Genomic DNA, 22,778 nt, shown 5'->3' on the forward strand with positions numbered 1-22,778 from the left:
TGATCGGCTCTCTTCTTCGGGTTGTTCGGGTAGTTCGGGGTTCTTCGGGATTTCGGGTTCTTCGGGTTCAGCGGGATATGAAGTTGTGGGGGGTCAGTGACGGGCGTGCGGCGCGTCCTGCCGCGGGAAGCCGCCCATGCGGGTCGGCGGGGAGGCCCTGGTCGCGGCGGGCGGCTCGAAGTCGCGGACGCCCTGCCCGGCCGGGGCGGCCGGGCCGCAGCCGTCGCCGGTCGCCGGCCGGCTGCCGAGCGCCCGGATCGCCGGCCGTTCGACGACCGTGACCGGCTCGGGGCTGTCGGTCGTCGGGGTGTCCTGGTCACCCTGGGAGGCGGTGTCCTCGGGGACGGTCCGGTCACCGGCCGAACGCGCCGCCGGCGCCTGCCCGCCGTCCGGCTCGTGCGCGGCCCCGTCGGAGCCGTTGCCGAAGGGGAGGTCGCGCGCCGTGGCGTCCCCGGCGGAGTTCCGCACCGTGGCGCCGCCGTTCGAGCCGCCGTGCGCGGCGGGCGTGTCGTAGACGATGACGGTGCCGGAGCGGTGCTGTCCAGTCCCCTGCGGCACGATCTTCGGCTCGTCCGCGGGACGGTGGGCCCCGGTACGGCAGGTGCCGGGCGCGACGGCGGTCGTCACGGGCCCGTCGTCGCCGTCCGGCACCACGCCGATGCCCTGCTGCGGCCCGGAGAAGCGCCTGACGAGCGCCGGCACGGCGCGCGCCGGGTCCAGCCGGTAGGCGTAGAAGTCCCGCGGGTCGAAGGCGGCACCCCGGGTGTCGTGCCGCCCGCTCGTGTTCTTCAGGACCGACCCGCGCTGCACCAGTTCGGCGGTCGCGTCGGCCTGGTAGGGATGCTGGACGTCCTCGTAGTACGAGTTCTCGATGACCATCCTGGTCCTGCCGCGCGACCAGTTGCCGTACGTCCACACCGGATCGCCCGGATCGGCCTGGGCGGTCAGGTAGTTGTTGTAGAGGTGGGCGTAGGCGGCGTTGTCGACCGAGGGGTTGCGCTGTTTGGTGCCCCGGAACCAGTTGTGGTCGACGGTGATCTGCGTCCTGACGTCGGCCGTCCAGCCCACGCCGAAGGTCTTGTTGTTGTTCTCGAACCGGTTGTGGGAGACGGTCACGTACTCGCTGTTCTTGCGGATGTCGAGCTGGCCGTCGCAGATGCGCGAGAAGCGGTTGTGGTCGATCCAGACGTGGTGGACGGTGTCCATCTGGATGCCGTCGAAGTCGGTGTCCTTGCAGTCCCAGTCGCCCTCGACGGCCGAGTCGCGGATCGTGAGATTGCGGATGATCACGTTGTGGGTGCCGGGGCTCAGGTGGAACTCGCCCTGCACCAGCTCGCCGGTCGTCCCGACGCCGACGATGGTCTTGTCGGAGGCGACCTCGACGCTCGCGCCGAACGGCTGCGCGGTGATGCGGCCCGCGACCCGGATGACGTACGGCCCGGGCGCGGCGGCGTACCTCGCCAGCGCGGCCTGGTCCGTGACGGTGACGACCTCGCCGCCGGCGCCTCCGGTGGTGCCGCCGGCGAGCGAGGCGAAGCCGTGCGGGCGGTCGGGCCAGCGGGACGGGGCGGCGGGGGTGCCCGCCCCGGTGGCCGGCGGGGCGGCGTGGGCCTCCCCCAGGGTCCCGAGGCCCAGCGCGGCGACGAGGCCGGCGACGGCGGCCACCACCTTGCCGTGCCCCGGTCTCGGCAAGCGCTTGCCAGGGGGGTGCGTCATTGCGGCTCCCAACAGGCGTACGAGGAAAGGGGGTTCAGATCGCGGTGATGCGGAACTGCGTGAACGTGGCGGCGCCCGCGTGTCCCTGCCCGTCGTCGCCGGGGGCGAGCGCGAACAGGCCGAGCAGGGCGCCGACCCAGCGCCACGGGGTGGCGGCGAAGACCTGGCCGGAGGGGCGCAAGCCGTCCCCGGTGTCGGCGAGGAACCGGCAGCGCGCGCCGGGCCGGATCTCGATGCGCAGCCTGGCCGTCCCGTCCGGGGCGAGCCGGGCGTGCTCGGCGTCCCGTTCGTGCTCGGCGACCGGCTCGGCGTACCGGTGCACCAGGTGGACCGTGCCGTCGGCGCCCCGCTGGAGCCCGATCCAGCTGAACGCGTCCCCGAGCACGGCGAGTCCGGCCCGCGCGCCCGGTTCCCCGCTGTCCAGGCGCAGGGTGACCTCGGCGGCGGCGGCGGGGGTGCCGGGCAGCCGCTGGGTGAGGACGTTCGGCAGCCGGCGCAGGTCGTGCGCGTCGGCCGAGCGGACGCAGGTGAGCCGCAGGCCGTCGCCGGAGTGCTGGGTGGCCCAGCCGTCGCGCGGGTTGGCGGTCCACTGCCACTGGCGGCCGTACCGTCCGCCGGGGAAGTCGTCGTCGGTGGCGGGCGCGGCCGGCGGCTGCGGGGGCAGGCCGGGCCTCTTGTGGACGGCGACGGGGGCGCCGTCGTCGCCCAGCACCGGCCAGCCGTCCGCGCCCCAGCGCATCGGCTGGAGGTGGACGACCCGGCCGTAGGCGCCGCGCTGCTGGAAGTGCAGGAACCAGTCCTCGCCGGATGGGGTGCGCACCCAGCCGCCCTGGTGGGGCCCGTTGACGTCGGTGTCCTTCTGTTCGAGGACGACCCTCTCCTCGTACGGCCCGAAGAAGCCGCGTGAGCGGAAGGCGCCCTGCCAGCCGGTCTCCACTCCCCCGGCCGGGGCGAAGATCCAGAACCAGCCGTCGTGCCGGTAGAGCTTGGGGCCTTCGAGGGTGAACCAGCCGGGGATGCGGTCGGCGTCGACGATCACCTTGCCCTCGTCGAGCAGGGACGTGCCGTCGGGGTGCATCCGGTGGCCGGTGAGGCGGTTCTTGACGCCGGAGCGGGACTTGGCCCAGGCGTGCACCAGGTAGGCCTCGCCGGTCTCGTCGTCCCACAGGGGGCAGGGGTCGATCAGGCCCTTGCCCTCCTTCAGCAGGTGCGGCTTCGTCCACGGCCCGCGGATCTCGGGGGCGTTGATCTGGAAGATGCCCTGGTCGGGGTCGCCCCAGAAGATCCAGAAGCGGTCGTCGTGGTGTCGGAGCGACGGCGCCCAGACACCGCAGTCGTGGCGCGGCCTCGCGAACTCCCGCGCGGGTTCCAGGCGGTCGAGGGCGTGGCCGACGAGGGTCCAGTTCACCAGGTCGCGGGAGTGCAGCAGCGGCAGTCCGGGGACGCGGCCGAAGCTGGAGGCGGTGAGGTAGAAGTCGTCGCCGACGCGGACCACGTCCGGGTCGGACCAGTCGGCGTTCAGGACCGGGTTGGTGTACTCGTCCGTCACGGGGTGACCGCCTTCCGGATCAGGGCCGCGGCCTCGGCGCGGCCCAGGCGGCCGTCGGCGACGACGGTGACGACGCGGCGGACCAGGGTGTCGCCGGGCGGGACGGGCAGCCGCGCGTCGTGGGCCAGGGAGGAGCCGACGCCCGGGTACTCGGCGGTGCGCACGAACCACGGGTCGCGGCGGGTGGCGTCGGTGGCGCCGGCGAAGACGAGCGTCCAGGAGGAGCCGGCCAGCGCCAGCCAGTCGGCGGCCCGGCCGTGCACCGCCGCCTCGCCCTCCGTGTCGGCGGTGAACACGTCCGGCGCGCTCGCCTCCTTGCGGGCCCGCCAGAAGAAGCCCCCGTACGCGGCGCCGGGGCGTCCGTTGGTGGCGGGGCTGCCGAGGGTGAGCGCGGTGGCGGCGGGGTTGGTGAGGGCGAAGGTGAAGTCCAGCGCCCAGGCGGTGCCGGTGAGCGCGGTCGCGGCGACGGTACGGCGCTCGCGCAGCACCTCGGTGCCGCCGGCCACCCAGCGCAGCTCCTCGACGAAGCCGTCCGGGTCGCGCAGCTGGAAGCCGAGGTGCCGCTGGGCGCCGTGGTTGTCCAGCTCGGTGGGGCCCTGGTCGCGGACGAAGGTGCGTCCGCCCCAGAAGTTGTACCCCTCGACGTCGGGAACGGCGACACCGACGCCGAGGTGGTGCGCGTGGTCGGCGGGGCTCAGTTCGGTGACCGAGACGCCGGACAGGGTGGTGACGGGGTGCAGGTAGGGGCGCGGGGAGAGCCGGGCGGGCAGTTCGGGCCGGGTGACGTACCGGGCGACGGGCCGGCCCGCGACCCGCAGGACCGTGGTGTCCGCGCTGGTCATCGCGTGCTCACCTCTTCGTGGGCGGCCCAGGGCGCCGCCAGCTCGGAGTACAGGGCGAGGGTGTCGGCGGCGGCCGCGACCAGCGCGTCCACGCCGGGGACGACCCGGCGGTCCTCGCCCGGCGGCCGGCGCCAGGCGGACTCCGGGAGCGGGGCGGGGTCGGGGGCGAGCCGGATCGCCTCGACGACCTTCATGAAGGCGCCGGTGCTCTCCGGCGGCACGAGCAGGGCGGTGCCGTCCGTCAGATGGCCGGCCAGGTTCTCCAGCAGGTCCGTGCGGCCGTACTCGAACTCCTCGGGGCCGTGGTCGGCGCGCTGGAGCAGCACCCGGTCCTGCTTGTACCAGAAGGTGATCCGGCCGCGGCTGCCGTGCACCAGGACGTACGGCTCGTCCGGGTGCTCGGCGCACAGGGTGGCGGCGACGGTGACCGGGCGGCCCTCGGCGGTGGTGATCCGCACGCAGGAGGTGTCGTCGGACTCGATGGCGTTGGCCCGCCACAGCTCGGTCTCGATCGCGGTGACGTCCTCGGCGCGGTCGCTGCCGGCCAGGGCGAGGGCGGTGGCGACGGCGTGCGCGAGGGGGTTGGTGAGCGCCCCGTCGATCACGTCGGCGCCGTTCAGCCGCCGCTTGCCCGCCCAGGGCGCGCGGCGGTAGTAGGCCTCGTCGCGCGCCCAGGCGCCGGCGCCGCCGACACCGGTGACCGTGCCGATCGCCCCGTCGGCGATCAGTTCGCGGATCGCGGGCACGGCGTGCGAGCCGAGCGACTGGAACCCGATCTGGCAGGCCACGCCCGCCGCGGCGACCCCGTCGGCCATCCGCCGGAACTCGGCGTAGGACGGCGCGGGCGGCTTCTCCAGCAGCAGGTGCACGCCCCGGCTCGCGGCGGTCAGCGCCAGGTCGGTGTGGGTGGGGATCGGGGTGCAGATCACCGCGGCGCGGGCGCCGGTGGCGTCCAGCAGGGCGCCGAAGTCGGCCGACTGGGCCGGGAGTTCGCCGCCGAACTCCTCCTCGGTGAGCGGGTTCACCTCGCAGATCCCGACGAGCCGTACGACGCCGAGGGCCTGGAGGCGGCGGATGTTCGCCACGTGCCAGCGGCCGTGGCCGCGGGCGCCGGCGAGCACGATGGGCAGGGGTTCGGCCGGCGGACCGGTCCTGGGCCCGGTCATCGGATCCTCCCCGCTCCCGCGCCCCGCGCCACCGCCCGGTCGGCCGCCTGGGCGCTGTCGACGGCGAGCGGGTCGTGGCGGATGTCGCGGGCGTCACCGGAGGCGAGCGTGTCGCGGCTGGTGTCGCGGGCGAGGGTGTCGCGGGCGTCGTCGGCGTGCGCGGGCACGCACAGAACGCCGGGCAGGGCCGCGCCGAGCGCCGCGTGACGAAGACTCATCCCTTCACCGCCCCCGCGCTGAAGCCGGTGATCAGCCACTTCTGGATGAAGGCGAAGACGATGACGACGGGGACGGCGGCGATGATGCCGCCCGCCGCGAGGGCGCCGAGGTCGACGCTGTCCGAGCTCATCAGGGTGTTCAGGCCGACCGGGATGGTCTGCTTCTGCTGGTTGTTGAGGAACATCAGGGCGAACAGGAAGTGGTTCCAGGAGTGCACGAAGGCGAAGGAACCGACCGCGATCAGTCCGGGGCGCAGCAGCGGCAGCACGATCACGCGGAAGGCGGTGAAGCGGTTGCAGCCGTCGACCCAGGCCGCCTCCTCCAGGGAGTACGGCACGTTCTTGATGAAGTTGCTGATCAGGATCATCGACAGCGGCAGCTGGAAGACCGTCTCGGCGAGGATGACGCTGCCGAGGGAGTTGATCATCTTCAGCTCGGCGAAGATCTCGAACAGCGGGACCAGCAGCAGCGCGCCGGGCACGAACTGGGAGCAGAGCAGGGCGAGCATGAAGCCGCGCTTGACCTTGAAGTCGAAGCGGGCGAGGGCGTAGCCGCCGGCCAGGGCGACGACCGTGGTGAGGACCAGGGTGGCGAGGCCGACGAGCACGCTGTTCTGGAAGTAGACGCCGAAGTCCCGCTCGGTCCACACCTTCTCGAAGTGGTCGAAGGTCATGGGCCAGGGCACGAGCGAGGTGGAGCCGGCCGGGCGCAGGGCGAAGAGCAGGATCCAGTAGAACGGGATCAGGGTGAAGACCAGGTAGACGGACAGGGGCAGGTAGATCTGCCAGCGGGGGACCTCGTCCCAGGCGCGGTGTCGGCCGTTCACCGGGCGGGGCGGCTCGGCCGCGGCCGGGCGGGGCGCGGGGGCGACCGGGGCCTCCTTGATGGTGCTCACTTGGACTCGCCTCCGAACTTGCTCAGCCGCAGATAGACGATCGAGCAGAAGAGCAGGATCACGAACGCGACCGTGGTCAGGGCCGACGCGTAGCCGAAGTCGTGGGATTCGACGCTGGTGTTGGCGATGTACAGCGGCAGGGTGGTGGTCTCGCCGGCCGGTCCGCCGCCGGTCAGGGTGTAGAGCAGGTCGACGTTGTTGAACTCCCACACGGCGCGCAGCAGCGTGGACAGGACGATGGCGTCCTTCAGGTGGGGCAGGGTGATGTGCCAGAACTGCTTGAGGCGGCTCGCGCCGTCGACCTCGGCGGCCTCGTAGAGGTCCTTCGAGACGGACTGGAGGTCGGCGAGGATGAGGATGGCGAAGAAGGGCACGCCGCGCCACAGGTCGGCGACGACGGCCGCCGGGAAGACGGTCCCGGTGTCGGAGAGCCAGCTGGTGCCGTAGGAGCCGATGCCCACGTCGGCGAGGTAGCGGGTGATGCCGGTCTGGGAGTTGTAGAGCAGCACCCAGATCGCGGAGGTCAGCACGCCGGAGACGGCCCACGGGGAGAAGACGAGGGCGCGTCCGAGGGCCCGGCCGACGAAGGTCTGGTTGACGATCAGGGCCAGCGCGAGACCGAACAGCAGCTGGAGTCCGACCTCGACGACGACCCACTTGGCGCTGAAGACGAGGGTGTCCCAGAAGATGGGGTCCTCGGTGAAGGCGTGGACGAAGTTGTCGAAGCCCGCGAAACCGTTCCGCCACGGCTTGGTGGGGTTGTATTCCTGCAGGCTGTAGTAGAAGACGCTGATCACCGGGTAGGCGATGAAGCCCAGCATCAGCAGGGCGGCCGGTGCGATCAGCAGGTACGGGAGCCTGCGCGGCGTGGCGGAGGCACGGCGCCGCCGGGGTGGCGCGGGCGGTTTCGCCACGGCTGCGGCTTGGGCCATGACTGTTCTCCGTTTCTCGGTTCTCGGTGAAGCGCTTTCCGATCGATGTTCGGCATCTCGGCCAATAGGGGCCGTGACCGAGTACTGCTCAGCCCGCGTACGGGTCCTGCACCTTGCCCGGCCGGGCGAGGAACTCGAAGTCGCAGCCGGTGTCCGCCTGGGTGATCTGCTCGTTGTAGAGCGCGCCGTAGCCGCGCTCGTCACGGGTGGGCGGCGGGGTCCACTCCGCCCTCCTGCGCGCCAGCTCGTCGTCGTCCACCTGGAGGTGGAGGGTGCGGGCCTCGACGTCGAGCGTGATGAGGTCGCCCGTGCGCACCAGCGCCAGCGGCCCGCCGATGTACGACTCCGGCGCCACGTGCAGCACGCACGCGCCGTAACTGGTGCCGCTCATGCGGGCGTCGGAGATCCGCACCATGTCCCGCACGCCCTGCTTCAGCAGGTGGTCGGGGATGGGCAGCATGCCGTACTCGGGCATGCCGGGGCCGCCCTTGGGGCCGGCGTTGCGCAGCACGAGCACGCTGTCGGCGGTGATGTTCAGCGCCGGGTCGTTGATGGTGCGCTGCATGGTCCGGTAGTCGTCGAAGACGACCGCGGGCCCGGTGTGCTTGAGCAGGTGGGGTTCGGCGGCGATGTGCTTGATGACCGCGCCGTCCGGGCAGAGGTTGCCGCGCAGCACCGCGACCCCGCCCTCGGGGGCCACCGGGTTGTCGCGGGGCCGGATGACGTCGTCGTTGTGCACTTGGGCGCCCGCGAGCTGCTCGCGCATCGTGTCGTACGACACCGTCGGGCGGTCCAGGTGGAGCAGGTCCGGGATGCGGGAGAGGAAGCCGGGCAGGCCGCCCGCGAAGTGGAAGTCCTCCATGAGGTAGGTCCGGCCGCCGGGGCGGACGTTGGCGAGGACCGGGACGGTGCGGGCGATGCGGTCGAAGTCGTCGAGGGTGAGCCTGACGCCCGCGCGGCCCGCCATGGCGATCAGGTGGATGACGGCGTTGGTGGAGCCGCCGAGGCCGAGCACGGTGGTGACGGCGTCCTCGAAGGCGTCCCGGGTGAGGATGTGGCCGATCCCGCGGTCCTTGTGGACCAGGTCGACGACGGTCATGCCCGCCTTCGCGGCCATCCGGTCGTGTCCGGAGTCGACGGCCGGGATGCTGGAGGCGCCCGGCACGGTCATGCCGAGGGCCTCGGCGGCGGCGGTCAGCGTGGAGGCGGTGCCCATCGTCATGCAGTGGCCGGGCGAGCGGGCCAGGCCGCTCTCCAGTTCCTGCATCTCGCAGTCGCCGATGAGGCCGGCGCGCTTGTCGTCCCAGTACTTCCACATGTCGGTGCCGGAGCCCAGGACCTCGTTGCGCCAGTGGCCGGGCAGCATGGGTCCGGCGGGCACGAAGACGGCGGGCAGGCCGGCGCTCGCGGCGCCCATGAGGAGGGCGGGCGTGGACTTGTCGCAGCCGCCCATCAGCACCGCGCCGTCGACCGGGTAGGAGCGCAGCAGCTCCTCGGTCTCCATGGCGAGCAGGTTCCGGTACAGCATCGGGGTCGGCTTCTGGAAGGTCTCACTGAGGGTGGAGACCGGGAACTCCAGCGGGAAGCCGCCCGCCTGCCACACGCCCCGCTTGACCGCCTGGGCGCGGTCGCGCAGGTGGACGTGACAGGGGTTGATGTCGGACCAGGTGTTGAGGATCGCGATGACCGGCTTGCCCAGGTGCTCCTCGGGCAGGTAGCCGAGCTGGCGGGTGCGGGCGCGGTGGCTGAAGGAGCGCAGTCCGTCGGTGCCGTACCACTGGTGGCTTCTGAGGTCCTCCGGGCGGCGGGTCATATGGACCACCCGGCGGCGATGGCGGCGACCTCGGCCCGCTCGTGCTCCGGCAGCGGCTTGCTCGGCGGGCGCACCTCGCGGCGGCACAGGCCGAGCGAGGCGAGGGCCTCCTTGACGACGGTGACGTTGTTGGCGGAGCCGTTCGCGGCGCGCAGCTCCTCGAAGCGGCGGATCTGCTCCCAGACCTTCATCGCGGCCGGGTAGTCGCCGGACCGCAGCGCCTCGATCATGTTCAGCGAGACGGCCGGGGAGACGTTGACCAGCCCGGAGGTGAAGCCGGTGGCGCCGGCGGAGAAGTAGGAGGGCGCGTACGGCTCGGCGAGCCCGGCCACCCACACGAACCGGTCCAGGCCCGCGTCCCGGGCGAACGCGGCGAACCGGGCGGCGTCGGGGACGGCGTACTTGACGCCGATCACGTTGGGGCAGGCGTCGGCCAGCTCGGCGAGCCGGTCGCCGTGCAGCTGCGCGTTGCGGATGTACGGCACCACGCCCAGCTCGGGCACGGCCTCGGCGATCGCCCGGTGGTAGTCGACCCAGCCGCTCTGCGAGACGTACGGGTGGACCGGCTGGTGGACCATCACCATCTGGGCGCCGTGCTCGCGGGCGTGCCGGGCGGAGGCGATGGCGGTGGGCACGTCGTGGCCGACACCGACGAGGACCGCCCCGCGGTCGCCGGCCTCGTCGATGGTGATCTCGGTGACGAGCTGCCGCTCGGGCGGCGTCAGGGCGTAGAACTCCCCGGTGTTGCCGTTGGGGGTGAGGGTGGTGATGCCCCCGTCGAGCAGACGACGCAGCAGGGCCCGGTGGGTGTCCTGGTCGACGGAGCCGTCCTCGGCGAAGGGTGTCACCGGGATCGCGACCACGTCGGCCAGGGCCGCCCGCTGGGTCTCGAACGTCGTTGTCATGCCTGACCGTCCTCTCCCTGGGCCTCGCCCGGTACGTCGGGGAAGGCCCGCTCGACGAAGGACGCGATGTGGGCGTGGAGGGCGCGCGCCGCGCCGTCGGCGTCGCCGGCGAGGGCGAGCCGCAGGATCTCGCGGTGCTCACTGGCCTCCCGTTCCCAGGAGGGGTCGGCGGCCCAGGCCACGGCGGACACGAGGGCCGCCTGGTCGCGGACCTCGTCCAGCATCCGGCCGAGCAGCGGGTTGCCGCACGGCACGTACAGGGCACGGTGGAACTCCCGGTTGGCGAGCGACCGTTCGGCGGTGTCCGTGGCGCCGTCCGCCCGGGTCAGCGCCTCGCGGGCGGTGTCCAGGGAGGCGCCGCGGCGCACGGTGCGGCGCAGCGCCTCGGGCTCCAGGAGCAGCCGCACGTCGTAGACCTCGCGCGCCATGTCCGCGTCGACCATGCGCACCGTGACGCCCTTGTACTGGTTCATCACCACCAGTCCGGTGCCGGCCAGGGTCTTCAGCGCCTCGCGCACCGGGGTCTTGGAGACCCCGAACTGCGCGGCCAGCTCGGTCTCGACCAGGGCCTGACCCGGTGTCAGCTGTCCGGTGAGGATGCGGTGTTTGATCCCTTCCAGCACGTATTGCGTGCGGGAGGGGATCGGCGTGGGCACAGAGGTCATGCGCGCCTCTCGGATATCGCGTATCGCGTCTCATATATGACGTACGAAGTACGACGCGTTGAAGCTAGGGGCGCCCCTGTGTTTCGTCAATGCTTCTGACAAAGGAAGTTGAGGTTGCCTCCGGAGGGGTGGACGGCGCCTTCCCGCGCGGTACGGGTCCCTCGGGGTCAGGTGCACTTGTTCGCCTTCGCGATGCGCGCCGACGCCGGCCTCGCGCAGGCAGAGGCCGGCGCCGCACGCGGATTCGGTGCGGGCGGGGGCAGGGACCGCCGTCACCGGAGCGGGCGAGAACACGCGAGATCCGCGAGATCGGGATCGCGCTCAGCCGCGCCGGGTCCGTGTGCCGCCGCAACTCCGCGAAGGTTCCGGTACCGGTGGCCGGCGACCGGCCGCGCGGTTGACGGCGGCCGGTCGCCGGAAGCGGAGCGGCACCCGCCTCACGGCCTCCAGGCCGGGTCCCGTCCGCTCAGTCCGACCGCGCGGTCGAGCAGGGGCACGGTCTCGGGGACGTCGACGACGGGGCCGAAGATGTCGTCCCGGCCTGGGTCGTCCACGGACTCGGTGAGGAAGGCGTGGCAGGCCTGGAGGGCGGCGGGGTCGGGGGTGTAGTCCTGGCCGGTGGCGCGGGCCAGGTCCCAGCCGTGGATCACCAGCTCGTCGACGGCGACGAGGCCCGCCACCGCGCCGGGCAGGTCCACTCCCCCGGCGCGGGTCGTACCGGTCCAGGCGGCCGGGTCCCGCCATGCCCCGGCGAGTTCGCCGAGCACCGCGGGGAGCCGGGTGCGCCAGTCGGGTTCCAGGACGGGCAGCCCGGCGCCGGGATCGGTGTCGGTCGTGACGCCCAGGTGCTTGCGGTCCGCGTCGCGGAAGGCGACGGCGAGCCCGCTCAGGTGGGCGAGCAGGTCGCCCACGGTGTACTTCGGGCACGGTGTGGGGTCCGCCAGCTGTCCGTCGCGGACCCCGCCGGCGAGGCGGGCCACGAGCGCCGTCTGGGGGCCGAGGTCGAGGGTCGGGCCGGTCGGTTGGGTCATGCGCTGCTCCTCCGGGAGGGGTCCTGGAAGGTGGACCGGCGGCGACGGCGGAACTCATCGCCCGCCCGGTGCCATCGCCCGCCCGGTGCCCGTTCCCGTGACGGCACCGGCACCGGCACCGGCACCGGCAAGGGAACGGGCACGGGAACGGGCACCGGCACGCGCGGCGGCGCTCAGCCGATTCCGACCCTCCGGTACGCGTCGTCCACGGCGGCCAGCGTGGCCGTCCGCGCGGCCTCGCTCCCGGCCAGATAGGTCTGGGTGACGTCGCGCAGCGCCTGCCTCATGTCGGCGAAGCCGGACTGCTTCAGCAGGCGGACGAGGGCGAGGTAGATCAGCAGGGCCCATTCCCCGACCTGCAGCACGGGGTTGCCGGCCTCGTCGGCCGAGGTGAGCAGGTGGTGCATCGCCTTGTTGTGGATGTTGCTGTTGGTGTGGACACCGCCGTTGTCCCGCCGGGTGACCAGGTAGTCCCGCATATGGGCGGGGTCACCGGTCCGGGAGGGGTCGCTCATGTCCCGCAGCGGCAGTTCCCCGCTGCCCAGCCCCGCTCCCAGTTCCCAGCTCCACGTACGCACGTCGTCCCGGTCGGGTGCCTGGTACCAGTTGGCGATGATGACGCCCATGGTGTCGGCCAGCGACTCGTTCAGGGCTCCGGACTGGTCCTGGTAGACGAGGTCGCAGGAGTGCTCGATCACCCCGTGGGTCAGCTCGTGCGCGATGATGTCGAGGTGGCGGGCGAGGCTGACCAGCCGGGTGCCGTCGGACATCTGGCCGTACCACATCCGCCCGTTCCACCAGACGGCGTTGACCCACTCCGGCCCCGGCCCGTCCTGCAGGTAGACGCAGTTCACGGTGGAGACGAGCGCCATGTCGGCGTCGTCGATGCCGTCGCGGTACAGCTCGTCCCGGTAGAAGCTCTCCACCCGCTCCGCGTTGACGTGGGCCGAGATCCCGGCCCGGTGCGCCGCGCCGAAGTCCGCCTGCGCCGACCCGATCGCCGTGGCCGGCAGCCGGGTCTGCGCGAGGTCGGCGAATCCGAGGTCGTAGGTGGCGATGTCCCGCCACCTGTCGTGGAGGAGGTAGGAGCCGTCCTGCCGGCTGCCCCGGAACCGGTGGCGGACATCGATCTCGTCCGCGCCCTCGAGCCGGGTGGGCACCGCGGCCGTCGGTGTCATCCCGTACGACTGGAGGATCTCGCCGGAGGACGCGTCGACGAGGTAGCCGGTGAGCGGGAAGTCGTCGCGCGGGGACCGGCCCAGACCGTGGCCGCGCAGGCCTCCGCGGCGCGTCTCGGGGAGCTGGGCCGGCACGCCGCGCAGGTGCCAGGCGAGGTGCCAGCGGTCGTCCCGGCTGACGTACGCCAGTGACGGCGGCGGCATTTCCTCCGCGGTGACCGTGCTCCCGGTCGCCTCCTTGACCCGCTCCAGTGCTTCCGTTCCGGTCAGTTCCGGCACGGAACCGACGTCGGTCACCTCGCCGAGCCGGCAGTCCATCGAGACGAGCTGGTTGTCCTCGTCGACCTCGACGAGGGCTTCGGCGCCGAAGACGGGGATCTCCTTGCGGGTCTGCTCGAAGCGGACCAGGGTCGTGCCGGTGCCGGCCTGGTGGCGCGTGCCGCGCAGCGCGAGGTCCGGGACCTTTTCGGGCCGGTCCTCGCGGACGGCCGCGCGCAGTCCGGGCGCGTCCTCCTGGACGAGTTTCTCCTCCAGGTAGAAACGGGCCGCGGACTCCGGCGAGTTGAACGCTTCGAAGCCGTCCGGCGTCTCCGTGCCCTCCAGCGCCCGGACCTCCGCCGGTCCGAGATGCGCGCCGCGCGCCTGCGGGTCCTCCGCCGTGTGGTAGCGGAAGCGGTCGAGCTGTGACATGGCCGTACCCTCTCGTCGCATGCCCCCGCGTCCCCCCGCGTCGTTCGTCGCGTCCCCTCCGCGGCCGGCCATGTCCTCGCGCGCGTATGCCCCTCTTCGATCGTCACGCGGGGTAGCGGGCGCTGCAACCGGGCTGGTGATCGCCGGCGATCGGCAGGTCAGCAGTGATCAGCCGTAATCGGCAGTGATCGGCTGCGGCCCGCCGGCGGTCCGCGGCACGGCGGCGGTCCGCAGCACGGCGGGGAGGGCGTCCCGGCGCCCGGCGCGGCCTCGGCCGGTGGGTGCATGGCCGAGCCGGCCGGCCACCGGCCGGTGGGTGCGTGGCCGAGCCGAGGACGTGCACCGGGCGTGGGTCACACCCTCGCGAGCGCCGACCGCACCGCCGCCAGGTCCCCGTCCGAGGCCAGCCCCGCGTGGTACAGCCGCAGTTCCGTCGCGCCGAGGTCGCGGGCGCGGGCGGCGTCCGCTGCGAGGGTGGCGGGGCTGCCGCCCATCCCGGAGACGACCGTGAAGTTGGCGGCGAGGACGGCGTCCGCGCGGTGCTGCTCCGCGAAGGGGGTGAGCAGGCCGGGGCCGCCCGTGCAGGGGACGACGACGCCGTCCGCGACGGACAGGATGTGCGCGGGGTCGACGCCCGCGTTGGCGCCGCAGTGGTAGGAGACCGGGTCGGCGTGCAGGAGGACCTGGAAGCCGTCGGGGGCCTCCGCGCGGACCGCGGCGACGGCCGCCTCCTGGAGGGTGCGGGCGGTCTCGTCGCGCCACGCGCGCGTGGCGTTCGCGGTGGTGTCGCCGAGCAGCTTCTCCACCGCGGCCCAGCCGCCGTCGGAGGGCGCCCCCTGCCACAGCGGCTCCAGGGCGGCGCGGACGGCGGCGGCCAGGTCGTCGGGGTCGAGGCCGTGGGCGGCGTAGCCCGCGCGGCAGTCGGGGCAGAAGCACAGCGACATCAGGTACTGGCCGGCGTCGCCCAGGCCGACCCCGCCGGTCTTGTCGTGGGCGTGCAGGTGGGCGAGGCCGTACCAGCCGAGGGACTCCAGTTCGGTGCCGCGCGCCCCGGGCCGTACGGCGGCCTCGGCGGCCAGGTCGACGAGGTACGCGCGCGTGGCGGGCTGCGCCACGCACGGCGCCCACGGGTAGCGGTCGCCGTAGGCGTTGACGACCGAGGTGTCCGGGTGTTCGGCGCCCAGGCGGGAGTTGTGGGCGAGGACGACCCAGGTGTGCGTCTCCAGTCCGGCGTCGGCGAGCGCGGCGGCGGCCTCCCCGTACGCGTCCGCCTCGGGCGCCCAGGCACCGGCCGGGTAGGGGCGCAGGGTGCGGCCCTCCCAGCGGGCGCCGAGGGGGTAGAGCACGGCGGCGTGTTCGGCGGTGACGATACGGCGGGCGGGGTGGCGGGGGGTCAGCGCGCGGGTGGAGTGGTAGGCGGAGGCCAGCGTCACCTGACGTATGCCCAGGTCCGCGAGGCGCGCCGGGGCGTCGGGGTCCCCGTTGACGTCCCAGGGGTAGACGAATGCCGATGCCTTCACTTGGTGTCCTCCAGCAGCGCGTACCCACGCTCGATCAGCTGAGCGAGCTGCTTGACATGATCCTCGCCCGGCTCGTTGAGCGGGGGCCGTACCTCGCCCACGTCCAGTCCGCGCAGCCGTACCCCAGCCTTGACGAGGGCGACGGCGTAACCGCGGCCCTGGGCGCGCAGTTCCACGAAGGGCCGGTAGAAGCCGTCGAGGAGGCGGTGCGCGGTGGTGTCGTCGCCGGTGCGCAGGGCCTGGTGGAAGGCGAGGGCGAGTTCGGGGACGAAGCAGAACACGGCGGAGGAGTAGAGGGTGACGCCGATGCCGCGGTAGGCGAGCTGGGTCTGTTCGGCGGTGGGCAGCCCGTTGAAGTAGAGGAAGTCGCCGGGGGCCTCGGTGCGTACGGCGCTGACGATCCGCTGCATGAGGTCGAGGTCGCCGAGGCCGTCCTTGAGGCCGACGACGCCGTCGGTGCGGGCGAGTTCGACGACGGTCTCGGGGGTGAGGACGACGTTGTCGCGCTGGTAGACGATCACGGGCAGCGCGGTGGCCGCCGCGAGTTCCCGGTAGTGGCGCAGCAGCCCCTCCTGCCCGGCGACCACGAGGTACGGCGGCATGGCGAGCAGTCCGTCGGCGCCCGCCTCCTCGGCGAGCCGGGCGTACCGTACGGCGAGCGCGGTGCCGTAGCCGGCCCCGGCGACGACCGGCACCCGCCCGGCGGTCTCCTCGACGGCCGCGCGCACGCAGCGCTGGAACTCCTCGGGGGTGAGCGCGTGGAACTCGCCGGTGCCGCAGCAGGCGAAGACGGCGGCGGCGCCGGCCTCCACCCCGCGGCGCACGTGCGCGCGGTAGACGTCGAGGTCGACGCCGCCGTCCGGGCCGAAGGCCGTGACGGGGAAGAACAGCGGCCCGCTGGGGACGGTGAGGCGGGCGGCGAGAGGGGCTGACGTCACGGGCGCTCCCGAGGGTCCGAGGGGTCCATATTCATAATCCACGTCCACATTTCTGAACGCCTCCACGCTAAGGCGCCCCCAGGAGGCGAGTCAAGCGCCCCAACCCCTGCCATACCAGCGGATTCAGCGGATGTCGCGGACGCCGACGGACACTTGACGGGCGCCGCACCGACTTTTAGCGTGTCCACGCATATGAATGACGTACGCGCATATGCACGTCTCGCCGCACGTCGCCCGTTCATCCGTACGTTCGTCCGTGTGTTCACCCGCACCTTTGTCCGTACGTACGCGCACCGCGCACCCGGTGCGCACCCCTCCCGCACGGCCGCCGATCCAAGGAGACCCGAGGATGCCCGCTCCCCGCACCGTTCTGCTCACCGGCGCCGCCGGCGGACTCGGCACGCTGATGCGGGACCTCCTCCCGGAGTACGGCTACGCGCTGCGCCTGCTCGATCTGCGCCCCATCGAGGACGCCCCGGACGCGATCGTCGCCGACCTCGCCGACAAGGACGCGGTCCGCGAGGCCGTGCGCGGCGTCGACGCGATCATCCACCTCGCGGGCATCTCCCTGGAAGCCCCCTTCGAGAAGATCCTGAAGGCGAACATCGAGGGCACCTACCACCTCTACGAGGCCGCCCGCGCGGAGGGCGTCCGCCGGATCGTCTTCGCCTCCTCCAACCACGCGGTGGGCTACACCCCGCGCCCCCGGGGCGACGACCCGCTCATCCCGGTCGACACCCCGCGCCGCCCGGACACCTTCTACGGTCTGTCCAAGTCCTTCGGCGAGGACCTCGCGCAGTTCTACTGGGACAAGCACGGCCTGGAGACCGTCTCCGTGCGGATCGGCTCCTGCTTCCCCGAACCGACCAGCGTGCGCATGCTCTCGGTGTGGATGAGCCCCGCCGACGGCGCCCGCCTCTTCCACGCCGCCCTGACGGCCGAGGACGTCGGTCACACCGTCGTCTACGGCTCCTCCGCCAACACCCGCCTGTGGTGGGACCTGTCCACCGCGCGGGCCCTCGGCTACGCACCGCAGGACGACTCCGAGCCGTACGCCGCGAAGCTCATCGCCGAACAGGGCGAGCTGGACCCGGACAACCCGGCACACGCCTGCCTGGGCGGCCACTTCGTGACCGACCCGCCCATCTGGCCGTACTGAGCCGTCGGATTCCGGCCACGGACACGGCGGGCGGGCACCGAACGGGCCCGCCCGCCGCGCATTCGGGCGCCGCCGCCGACCGGTTGCGGCCCGCCCGGGCCCGGCGCCACGGCGCCGGCCGGGGCGCGCGGACACCGCCGCGACCCGCCGCGACCAGGCACGACGCGGCACGGACCGGCCCCGTCCCACCGCCCGCGCGCCGCGTCCGAGACGGGCACCGATCCCGCCGAACAGGCACACCCCGGGCATCATCACCCCCGTAACAGACCTGGTCAGCTCCCCGCGACCGCTGTAGAACTTCCCCCACGGCCCCACCGGGGCCCGAACGGGCAGCACGGCGAGAAGGCGGGTGACACCCATGGACAGGACCGCGGACGAACGGCGGCGCGAGATCGTACGGATGGCCCGCGCCACCGGCTCCGTGGACGTCACCGCGCTCGCCGCCGAGCTGCGCGTGGCCAAGGAGACCGTACGGCGGGATCTGCGCGTCCTGGAGGACCACGGCCTGGTGCGCCGTACGCACGGCGGGGCCTACCCCGTGGAGAGCGCCGGGTTCGAGACGACGCTCTCCTACCGCGCCACCAGCCACGTCCCCGAGAAACGCCGGATCGCCGTCGCCGCGGCCGAGCTGCTCGGGGACGCCGAGACCGTCTTCGTCGACGAGGGCTTCACCCCCCAGCTCATCGCCGAGGCCCTGCCCAGGGACCGGCCACTGACCGTGGTCACCGCGTCCCTGCCGGTCGCGGGCGTGCTCGCCGGGAAGGACCACGTCTCGGTGCTGCTGCTCGGCGGCCGGGTGCGCCCCGGCACCCTCGCCACCGTCGACCACTGGACCACCAAGATGCTGGCCGGTTTCGTCGTCGACCTCGCCTACATCGGTGCCAACGGCATCTCCCGCGAGCACGGCCTGACCACCCCCGACCCGGCCGTCGGCGAGGTGAAGGCGCAGGCCGTACGGGCCGCGCGGCGCACCGTCTTCGCCGGGGTGCACACCAAGTTCGGCGCGGTGAGCTTCTGCCGGTTCGCGGAGGTCGGCGCGCTGGAGGCGATCGTGACGAGCACCCTGCTGCCGGCGGCCGAGGCACACCGCTACGCGCTGCTGGGCCCCCAGGTCATCCGCGTCTGATTTTCCAACCCACTCCCCTATAGGGCACCCCCCAGGGCCCACCCTCCCCTCCGACGCCCCTTATCTCCCCATACGTCCACCCCAGGAGCGATCCATGCGAACCCCGAGCCGGCGACGGCCCCCGCGAGCCCTGCTCGCCACGGCCGCCGCAGGGACGCTGCTCGCCCCGCTGCTCTCCGGCTGCTGGGCCGGAGCGGGCGGGGCCGGATCCGGCGGCGACGCCATCAACGTCCTCATGGTCAACAACCCGCAGATGGTGGAGCTGCAGAAGCTCACCGCCGCCCACTTCACCGAAGAGACCGGCATCAAGGTCAACTTCACCGTCCTGCCCGAGAACGACGTCCGCGACAAGATCAGCCAGGACTTCGCCAACCAGGCGGGCCAGTACGACGTCGCCACCCTCTCCAACTACGAGATACCGATCTACGCCCGCAACGGCTGGCTGAAGCCACTGGACCCGTACGTCGCGAAGGATCCTTCGTACGACGAACAGGACATCCTCAAGCCGATGCGCCAGTCCCTGACCGGCGACGACGGCAAGCTCTACGGCCAGCCCTTCTACGGCGAGTCGTCCTTCCTCATGTACCGCAAGGACGTGTTCGCCCGCGCGGGACTGACCGTGCCACCGCGCCCCACCTGGCGGCAGGTCGCCGATCTGGCCGCGAAGGCGGACGGCGCCGAGCCCGGCATGAAGGGCATCTGCCTGCGCGGGCTGCCCGGCTGGGGCGAGGTGATGGCCCCGCTGACGACCGTGGTGAACACCTTCGGCGGCACCTGGTTCGACGAGGACTGGACGGCCCGGCTCGACAGCCCCGAGTGGGAGAAGGCGACGAAGTTCTACGTCGGCCTGGTCCGTGAGCACGGCCAGTCCGGCGCCGCCCAGTCCGGCTTCGCCGAGTGCCTGAACAACATGACCCAGGGCAAGGTGGCCATGTGGTACGACGCCACCTCGGCGGCCGGCGCCCTGGAGGCGGCCGGCTCCCCGGTCAAGGGCAAGATCGGCTACGCGCCGGCGCCCGTCGAGCGGACCGACTCCTCCGGCTGGCTCTACACCTGGGCCTGGGGGATCCAGAACGCCTCCCGCAACCCCGGCAAGGCGTGGAAGTTCGTCTCCTGGGCCTCGGGCAAGGAGTACGAGCGGCTGGTCGGCGAGAAGATCGGCTGGGCCAACGTCCCCGCGGGCAAGCGCGCCTCGACGTACGCGAACCCCGCCTACCGCGCTCAGGCCGCCGCCTTTCAGGAGATGACCCGCGCGGCCATCGAGAACGCCCGCCCCGACGACCCCGGCGTCCAGCCGCGCCCCGCGCCCGGCATCCAGTTCGTCGGCATCCCCGAGTTCACCGACCTCGGCACCCGGGTCTCCCGCGAGATCAGCGCGGCCATCGCCGGACGCCAGTCCGTCGAGACGGCCCTGAGGAAGTCCCAGCAGCTCGCCGAGCGCGTCTCCGAGGAGTACGAGGGCCGATGACCGCGACGACGACGGCCCCCGTGGCCGGCACCCCCGTACGCGCCGCGGGCGCACCGCGGAGCCGCCTGCGCGCCTGGGCCACCCGGGCGCCCCTGCTGCCCGCCCTGGTCTTCATGATCGTGGTGACCCAGCTGCCGTTCGTGGCCACGCTGGTGATCTCCTTCTTCGACTGGAACGCCCTCTACCCCGACGCCCGCCGGTTCGCGGGCCTCGACAACTACCGCCACGTCCTCACCGACGCCGACCTGCGCCGGTCGGTGGGCACGACGATCCTGCTGACGGCGACCGTGGTGCTGGTCAGCCTGGTGCTGGGCCTGCTGCTCGCCCTCCTCCTCGACCGCCGCTTCCGCGGCCGGGGCGTGGTCCGCACCCTGCTGATCGCCCCGTTCCTGGTGGTCCCGGTCGCGGCGGCGCTGCTGTGGAAGCACGTCCTGTACAACCCGGAGTACGGCCTGCTGAACGGCCTGCTCGGCTACGTCGGGGGCCCGCAGCCGGACTGGGTCTCCGGCACCCCGCTGCTCGCCGTGGAGGCCGCGCTGATCTGGCAGTGGACCCCGTTCATGATGCTGATCCTGCTGGCCGGGCTGCAGAGCCGCGACCCGCAGCAGCTGGAGGCCGCGCGGGTGGACGGCGCGAGCGGCCGGCAGATCTTCGTCCACCTGACGCTGCCGCACCTGCGCCGCTACCTGGAGCTGGGCGCCCTGCTCGGCTCGATCTACATCGTCCAGAACTTCGACGCGGTCTTCACGATCACGTCCGGCGGCCTGGGCACGGCCAACCTCCCCTACACCGTCTACCAGAGCTTCTACCAGGCCCACGAGAACGGCCTCGCCTCGGCGGCGGGCGTCCTGGTGGTGCTCGGCTCGATCGTCATCGCGACCTTCGCGCTGCGGGTCGTGTCGTCCCTCTTCCGTGAGGAGGTGTCCCGCGCGTGAACGCCGTACGACGCACCGTGCGCAGCACCGGAGCGGGCCTCATGGCCTGGCTCGCCGGGATCGTGTTCTTCCTGCCCATCGCCTGGATGGCGCTGACGTCCCTGCACTCGGAGGCGGACGCCGCGACCAACCCGCCGTCCTTCACCGCGCCGCTCACCCTGGACGGCTACCGCGAGTTCTTCGGCCTGACGGGCGGCGCGAGCCCCTGGCCCGCGCTGATCAACTCGACGGTGGCGTCCCTGACGTCGACCGTGCTGGTCCTGGCTCTGGCGCTGCCCGCCGCCTACGCCCTGTCGATCAACCGGGTCCGCAAGTGGACGGACGTCCTGTTCTTCTTCCTGTCGACGAAGATGCTGCCGGTCGTCGCGGGCCTGCTGCCGATCTACCTCTTCGCGCGGAACACCGGCCTGCTCGACAACATCTGGCTGCTGGTCGTCCTGTACACCTCCATGAACCTGCCGATCGCCGTGTGGATGATGCAGTCGTTCCTGGCCGAGGTGCCGGTGGCGGTCATCGAGGCGGCCCGGGTGGACGGCGCGCGCCTGCCCGTGATCCTCACGCGGGTGATCGCCCCGATCGCCCTGCCCGGCATGGCGGCGACGGCCCTGATCTGCTTCATCTTCAGCTGGAACGAACTGCTGTTCGCCCGCGTGCTGACCGGGGTGGTGGCCGAGACCGCCCCCGTCTTCCTGACCGGCTTCATCACCAGCCAGGGCCTGTTCCTGGCGAAGGTGTGCGCCGCGTCGCTCGTCATCTCCCTGCCGGTGCTCGCCGCGGGGTTCGCCGCCCAGGACAAACTCGTCCAGGGCCTGTCGTTGGGAGCCGTGAAATGAAGGCCGCCGTCATCGAGTCCGTGGGCAAGGCCGTGGTGTCCGAGATCCCCGACCCGACGCCCGGCCCCCGCGAGGTCGTCGTCGAGGTCGCCGCGTGCGGCCTGTGCGGCACGGACCTCCACATCCTGCAGGGCGAGTTCGCCCCGAAGCTGCCGATCGTGCCCGGTCACGAGTTCGCCGGCGAGGTGGTCGCCGTCGGCACGCAGGTCACCGAGCTGTCGGCCGGCGACCGGGTCGCGGTCGACCCGTCCCTCTACTGCCACGAGTGCCGCTACTGCCGCAACGGCCACAACAACCTCTGCGAACGCTGGGCGGCCATCGGCGTGACCACCCCGGGCGGCGCGGCCCGCTACGCGGTCGCCCCGGTCGCGAACTGCGTACGGCTCCCCGACCACATCCGCACCGAGGACGCCGCCCTGATCGAACCCCTGTCCTGCGCGGTCCGCGGCTACGACGTCCTGCGCACCCGTCTCGGCGCCCACGTCCTGATCTACGGCTCGGGAACGATGGGCCTGATGATGCTGGAGCTGGCCAAGCGGACCGGCGCGGCGAGTGTCGACGTGGTCGACCTGAACCCGTCCCGCCTGGAGACGGCCCGCCGCCTCGGCGTCTCGGCGGCCGCCGCCACCCCGGACGAACTCGACCGCCCCCAGGGCTGGGACGTCGTCGTGGACGCCACGGGCAACGCGAAGGCGATCCAGGACGGCCTGGACCGCGTCGCCAAGGCGGGCACCTTCCTCCAGTTCGGCGTCGCCGACTACGCCACCCGCGTCACCATCGACCCCTACCGCATCTACAACCAGGAGATCACCATCACCGGCTCCATGGCCGTCCTCCACAGCTTCGAACGCGCCGCCGAACTCTTCTCCAACGGAGTCCTCGACCCCGACATCTTCATCAGCGACCGCCTCCCCCTGGACCGCTACCCGGAGGCCCTGGCCCAGTTCGCGGCGGGAGTGGGCCGCAAGATCGTGGTCGTGCCATAGGGCTCCGCCCACACCAGGGGTCACTCCCGACTCCGGCACCTCACGGCCCCCTACCGCCACCTCCGGCCCCGGGCGGCGTGACGCTCCACCGGCGGCACCGCACGCCCCCCGGCCGGCATCCCCGGCCCACCCCCGCACCGCACAACCCCCGGCCCGCACCCCCGGCCCACCCCCGCACCGCACAACCCCCGGCCCGCACCCCCGGCCCACCC

The 22,778-nt window shown here is 72.8% G+C and carries 20 protein-coding genes; 6 read left to right on the forward strand and 14 right to left on the reverse strand.

The genetic code is table 11. From position 1 onward, the window contains the following. Nucleotides 1-93: 93 nt before the first annotated feature. The 14 genes from AB0K92_RS15665 to AB0K92_RS15730 form a co-directional block, all read right to left on the reverse strand. Entirely contained in the window at nucleotides 94-1,716 is a 1,623-nt protein-coding gene (locus AB0K92_RS15665) for a right-handed parallel beta-helix repeat-containing protein (protein ID WP_365923074.1), read from the reverse strand. A gap of 34 nt (nucleotides 1,717-1,750) precedes the next feature. Further along, nucleotides 1,751-3,265 (reverse strand): family 43 glycosylhydrolase, encoded by a 1,515-nt coding sequence (locus AB0K92_RS15670; protein WP_365923076.1) that lies wholly within the window; start codon nucleotides 3,263-3,265, stop codon nucleotides 1,751-1,753. Further along, complete coding sequence (locus AB0K92_RS15675) at nucleotides 3,262-4,107, reverse strand: PmoA family protein (RefSeq protein WP_365923078.1); 846 nt, start codon at nucleotides 4,105-4,107, stop codon at nucleotides 3,262-3,264. The genes AB0K92_RS15670 and AB0K92_RS15675 overlap by 4 nt, the downstream gene beginning before the upstream one ends. After that, nucleotides 4,104-5,273, reverse strand: a complete 1,170-nt coding sequence (locus tag AB0K92_RS15680; protein WP_365923080.1) for a Gfo/Idh/MocA family oxidoreductase — start codon at nucleotides 5,271-5,273, stop codon at nucleotides 4,104-4,106. The genes AB0K92_RS15675 and AB0K92_RS15680 overlap by 4 nt, the downstream gene beginning before the upstream one ends. Then, complete coding sequence (locus AB0K92_RS15685; protein WP_365923082.1) at nucleotides 5,270-5,491, reverse strand: hypothetical protein; 222 nt, start codon at nucleotides 5,489-5,491, stop codon at nucleotides 5,270-5,272. Before AB0K92_RS15685 ends, AB0K92_RS15680 begins: the two co-directional genes overlap by 4 nt. After that, the gene (locus tag AB0K92_RS15690) at nucleotides 5,488-6,387 is read right to left on the reverse strand and encodes a carbohydrate ABC transporter permease (protein ID WP_365923084.1); all 900 of its coding nucleotides are present in this window, start codon (nucleotides 6,385-6,387) and stop codon (nucleotides 5,488-5,490) included. The genes AB0K92_RS15685 and AB0K92_RS15690 overlap by 4 nt, the downstream gene beginning before the upstream one ends. Beyond that, nucleotides 6,384-7,319 carry a sugar ABC transporter permease gene (locus AB0K92_RS15695; RefSeq protein ID WP_365923086.1) on the reverse strand — a complete coding sequence of 312 codons (936 nt, stop codon included), beginning with the start codon at nucleotides 7,317-7,319 and terminating at the stop codon, nucleotides 6,384-6,386. Before AB0K92_RS15695 ends, AB0K92_RS15690 begins: the two co-directional genes overlap by 4 nt. Nucleotides 7,320-7,407: 88 nt before the next feature. Next, on the reverse strand, nucleotides 7,408-9,132 hold the full coding sequence (gene araD, locus AB0K92_RS15700) for an L-arabinonate dehydratase (RefSeq protein ID WP_365923088.1): 1,725 nt from the start codon (nucleotides 9,130-9,132) through the stop codon (nucleotides 7,408-7,410). Beyond that, nucleotides 9,129-10,037 carry a dihydrodipicolinate synthase family protein gene (locus AB0K92_RS15705; RefSeq protein WP_165997333.1) on the reverse strand — a complete coding sequence of 303 codons (909 nt, stop codon included), beginning with the start codon at nucleotides 10,035-10,037 and terminating at the stop codon, nucleotides 9,129-9,131. Before AB0K92_RS15705 ends, araD begins: the two co-directional genes overlap by 4 nt. Beyond that, nucleotides 10,034-10,702 carry a GntR family transcriptional regulator gene (locus tag AB0K92_RS15710; RefSeq protein ID WP_365923091.1) on the reverse strand — a complete coding sequence of 223 codons (669 nt, stop codon included), beginning with the start codon at nucleotides 10,700-10,702 and terminating at the stop codon, nucleotides 10,034-10,036. The genes AB0K92_RS15705 and AB0K92_RS15710 overlap by 4 nt, the downstream gene beginning before the upstream one ends. A 437-nt stretch (nucleotides 10,703-11,139) precedes the next feature. Continuing rightward, complete coding sequence (locus AB0K92_RS15715) at nucleotides 11,140-11,733, reverse strand: TIGR03086 family metal-binding protein (RefSeq protein ID WP_365923093.1); 594 nt, start codon at nucleotides 11,731-11,733, stop codon at nucleotides 11,140-11,142. Nucleotides 11,734-11,906: 173 nt separating this feature from the next. Continuing rightward, nucleotides 11,907-13,601 carry a M4 family metallopeptidase gene (locus AB0K92_RS15720; protein WP_365923095.1) on the reverse strand — a complete coding sequence of 565 codons (1,695 nt, stop codon included), beginning with the start codon at nucleotides 13,599-13,601 and terminating at the stop codon, nucleotides 11,907-11,909. A 353-nt stretch (nucleotides 13,602-13,954) separates the two neighbouring features. Further along, nucleotides 13,955-15,121, reverse strand: coding sequence for a hypothetical protein (locus AB0K92_RS15725; protein WP_365923097.1), 1,167 nt, complete (start codon nucleotides 15,119-15,121; stop codon nucleotides 13,955-13,957). Beyond that, nucleotides 15,118-16,059 (reverse strand): 5-dehydro-4-deoxyglucarate dehydratase, encoded by a 942-nt coding sequence (locus AB0K92_RS15730; RefSeq protein WP_365923099.1) that lies wholly within the window; start codon nucleotides 16,057-16,059, stop codon nucleotides 15,118-15,120. Before AB0K92_RS15730 ends, AB0K92_RS15725 begins: the two co-directional genes overlap by 4 nt. 349 nt (nucleotides 16,060-16,408) lie before the next feature. Here AB0K92_RS15730 and AB0K92_RS15735 point away from each other — a divergent pair, with 349 nt between their 5' ends. The 6 genes from AB0K92_RS15735 to AB0K92_RS15760 all read left to right on the forward strand — a co-directional run bounded on the left by AB0K92_RS15735 (nucleotide 16,409) and on the right by AB0K92_RS15760 (nucleotide 22,566). Continuing rightward, the gene (locus AB0K92_RS15735) at nucleotides 16,409-17,218 is read left to right on the forward strand and encodes an NAD(P)-dependent oxidoreductase (protein ID WP_365923101.1); all 810 of its coding nucleotides are present in this window, start codon (nucleotides 16,409-16,411) and stop codon (nucleotides 17,216-17,218) included. A 358-nt stretch (nucleotides 17,219-17,576) separates the two neighbouring features. After that, nucleotides 17,577-18,344, forward strand: coding sequence for a DeoR/GlpR family DNA-binding transcription regulator (locus AB0K92_RS15740; RefSeq protein WP_165997345.1), 768 nt, complete (start codon nucleotides 17,577-17,579; stop codon nucleotides 18,342-18,344). Between the two features lie 94 nt (nucleotides 18,345-18,438). Further along, nucleotides 18,439-19,812 (forward strand): sugar ABC transporter substrate-binding protein, encoded by a 1,374-nt coding sequence (locus AB0K92_RS15745; protein WP_365923103.1) that lies wholly within the window; start codon nucleotides 18,439-18,441, stop codon nucleotides 19,810-19,812. Further along, entirely contained in the window at nucleotides 19,809-20,747 is a 939-nt protein-coding gene (locus AB0K92_RS15750; protein ID WP_365923105.1) for a sugar ABC transporter permease, read from the forward strand. Before AB0K92_RS15745 ends, AB0K92_RS15750 begins: the two co-directional genes overlap by 4 nt. Continuing rightward, nucleotides 20,744-21,580 (forward strand): carbohydrate ABC transporter permease, encoded by an 837-nt coding sequence (locus AB0K92_RS15755; protein ID WP_165997350.1) that lies wholly within the window; start codon nucleotides 20,744-20,746, stop codon nucleotides 21,578-21,580. Before AB0K92_RS15750 ends, AB0K92_RS15755 begins: the two co-directional genes overlap by 4 nt. Next, the gene (locus AB0K92_RS15760) at nucleotides 21,577-22,566 is read left to right on the forward strand and encodes a zinc-dependent alcohol dehydrogenase family protein (protein ID WP_365923107.1); all 990 of its coding nucleotides are present in this window, start codon (nucleotides 21,577-21,579) and stop codon (nucleotides 22,564-22,566) included. The genes AB0K92_RS15755 and AB0K92_RS15760 overlap by 4 nt, the downstream gene beginning before the upstream one ends. The last annotated feature ends 212 nt before the right edge of the window (nucleotides 22,567-22,778 follow it).

Source organism: Streptomyces sp. NPDC052687 (assembly GCF_040678395.1).
Classification (GTDB): Bacteria; Actinomycetota; Actinomycetes; order Streptomycetales; family Streptomycetaceae; genus Streptomyces.

Excerpts from the sequence above, each read along its gene's own strand:
- AB0K92_RS15705 (WP_165997333.1), bottom strand. The coding sequence starts at position 10,037 with ATGACAACGACGTTCGAGACCCAGCGGGCGGCCCTGGCCGACGTGGTC.
- AB0K92_RS15680 (WP_365923080.1), bottom strand. The coding sequence starts at position 5,273 with ATGACCGGGCCCAGGACCGGTCCGCCGGCCGAACCCCTGCCCATCGTG.
- araD (WP_365923088.1), bottom strand. The coding sequence starts at position 9,132 with ATGACCCGCCGCCCGGAGGACCTCAGAAGCCACCAGTGGTACGGCACC.
- AB0K92_RS15685 (WP_365923082.1), bottom strand. The coding sequence starts at position 5,491 with ATGAGTCTTCGTCACGCGGCGCTCGGCGCGGCCCTGCCCGGCGTTCTG.
- AB0K92_RS15695 (WP_365923086.1), bottom strand. The coding sequence starts at position 7,319 with ATGGCCCAAGCCGCAGCCGTGGCGAAACCGCCCGCGCCACCCCGGCGG.
- AB0K92_RS15720 (WP_365923095.1), bottom strand. The coding sequence starts at position 13,601 with ATGTCACAGCTCGACCGCTTCCGCTACCACACGGCGGAGGACCCGCAG.
- AB0K92_RS15740 (WP_165997345.1), top strand. The coding sequence starts at position 17,577 with ATGGACAGGACCGCGGACGAACGGCGGCGCGAGATCGTACGGATGGCC.
- AB0K92_RS15760 (WP_365923107.1), top strand. The coding sequence starts at position 21,577 with ATGAAGGCCGCCGTCATCGAGTCCGTGGGCAAGGCCGTGGTGTCCGAG.
- AB0K92_RS15745 (WP_365923103.1), top strand. The coding sequence starts at position 18,439 with ATGCGAACCCCGAGCCGGCGACGGCCCCCGCGAGCCCTGCTCGCCACG.
- AB0K92_RS15715 (WP_365923093.1), bottom strand. The coding sequence starts at position 11,733 with ATGACCCAACCGACCGGCCCGACCCTCGACCTCGGCCCCCAGACGGCG.
- AB0K92_RS15750 (WP_365923105.1), top strand. The coding sequence starts at position 19,809 with ATGACCGCGACGACGACGGCCCCCGTGGCCGGCACCCCCGTACGCGCC.
- AB0K92_RS15710 (WP_365923091.1), bottom strand. The coding sequence starts at position 10,702 with ATGACCTCTGTGCCCACGCCGATCCCCTCCCGCACGCAATACGTGCTG.
- AB0K92_RS15675 (WP_365923078.1), bottom strand. The coding sequence starts at position 4,107 with ATGACCAGCGCGGACACCACGGTCCTGCGGGTCGCGGGCCGGCCCGTC.
- AB0K92_RS15665 (WP_365923074.1), bottom strand. The coding sequence starts at position 1,716 with ATGACGCACCCCCCTGGCAAGCGCTTGCCGAGACCGGGGCACGGCAAG.
- AB0K92_RS15735 (WP_365923101.1), top strand. The coding sequence starts at position 16,409 with ATGCCCGCTCCCCGCACCGTTCTGCTCACCGGCGCCGCCGGCGGACTC.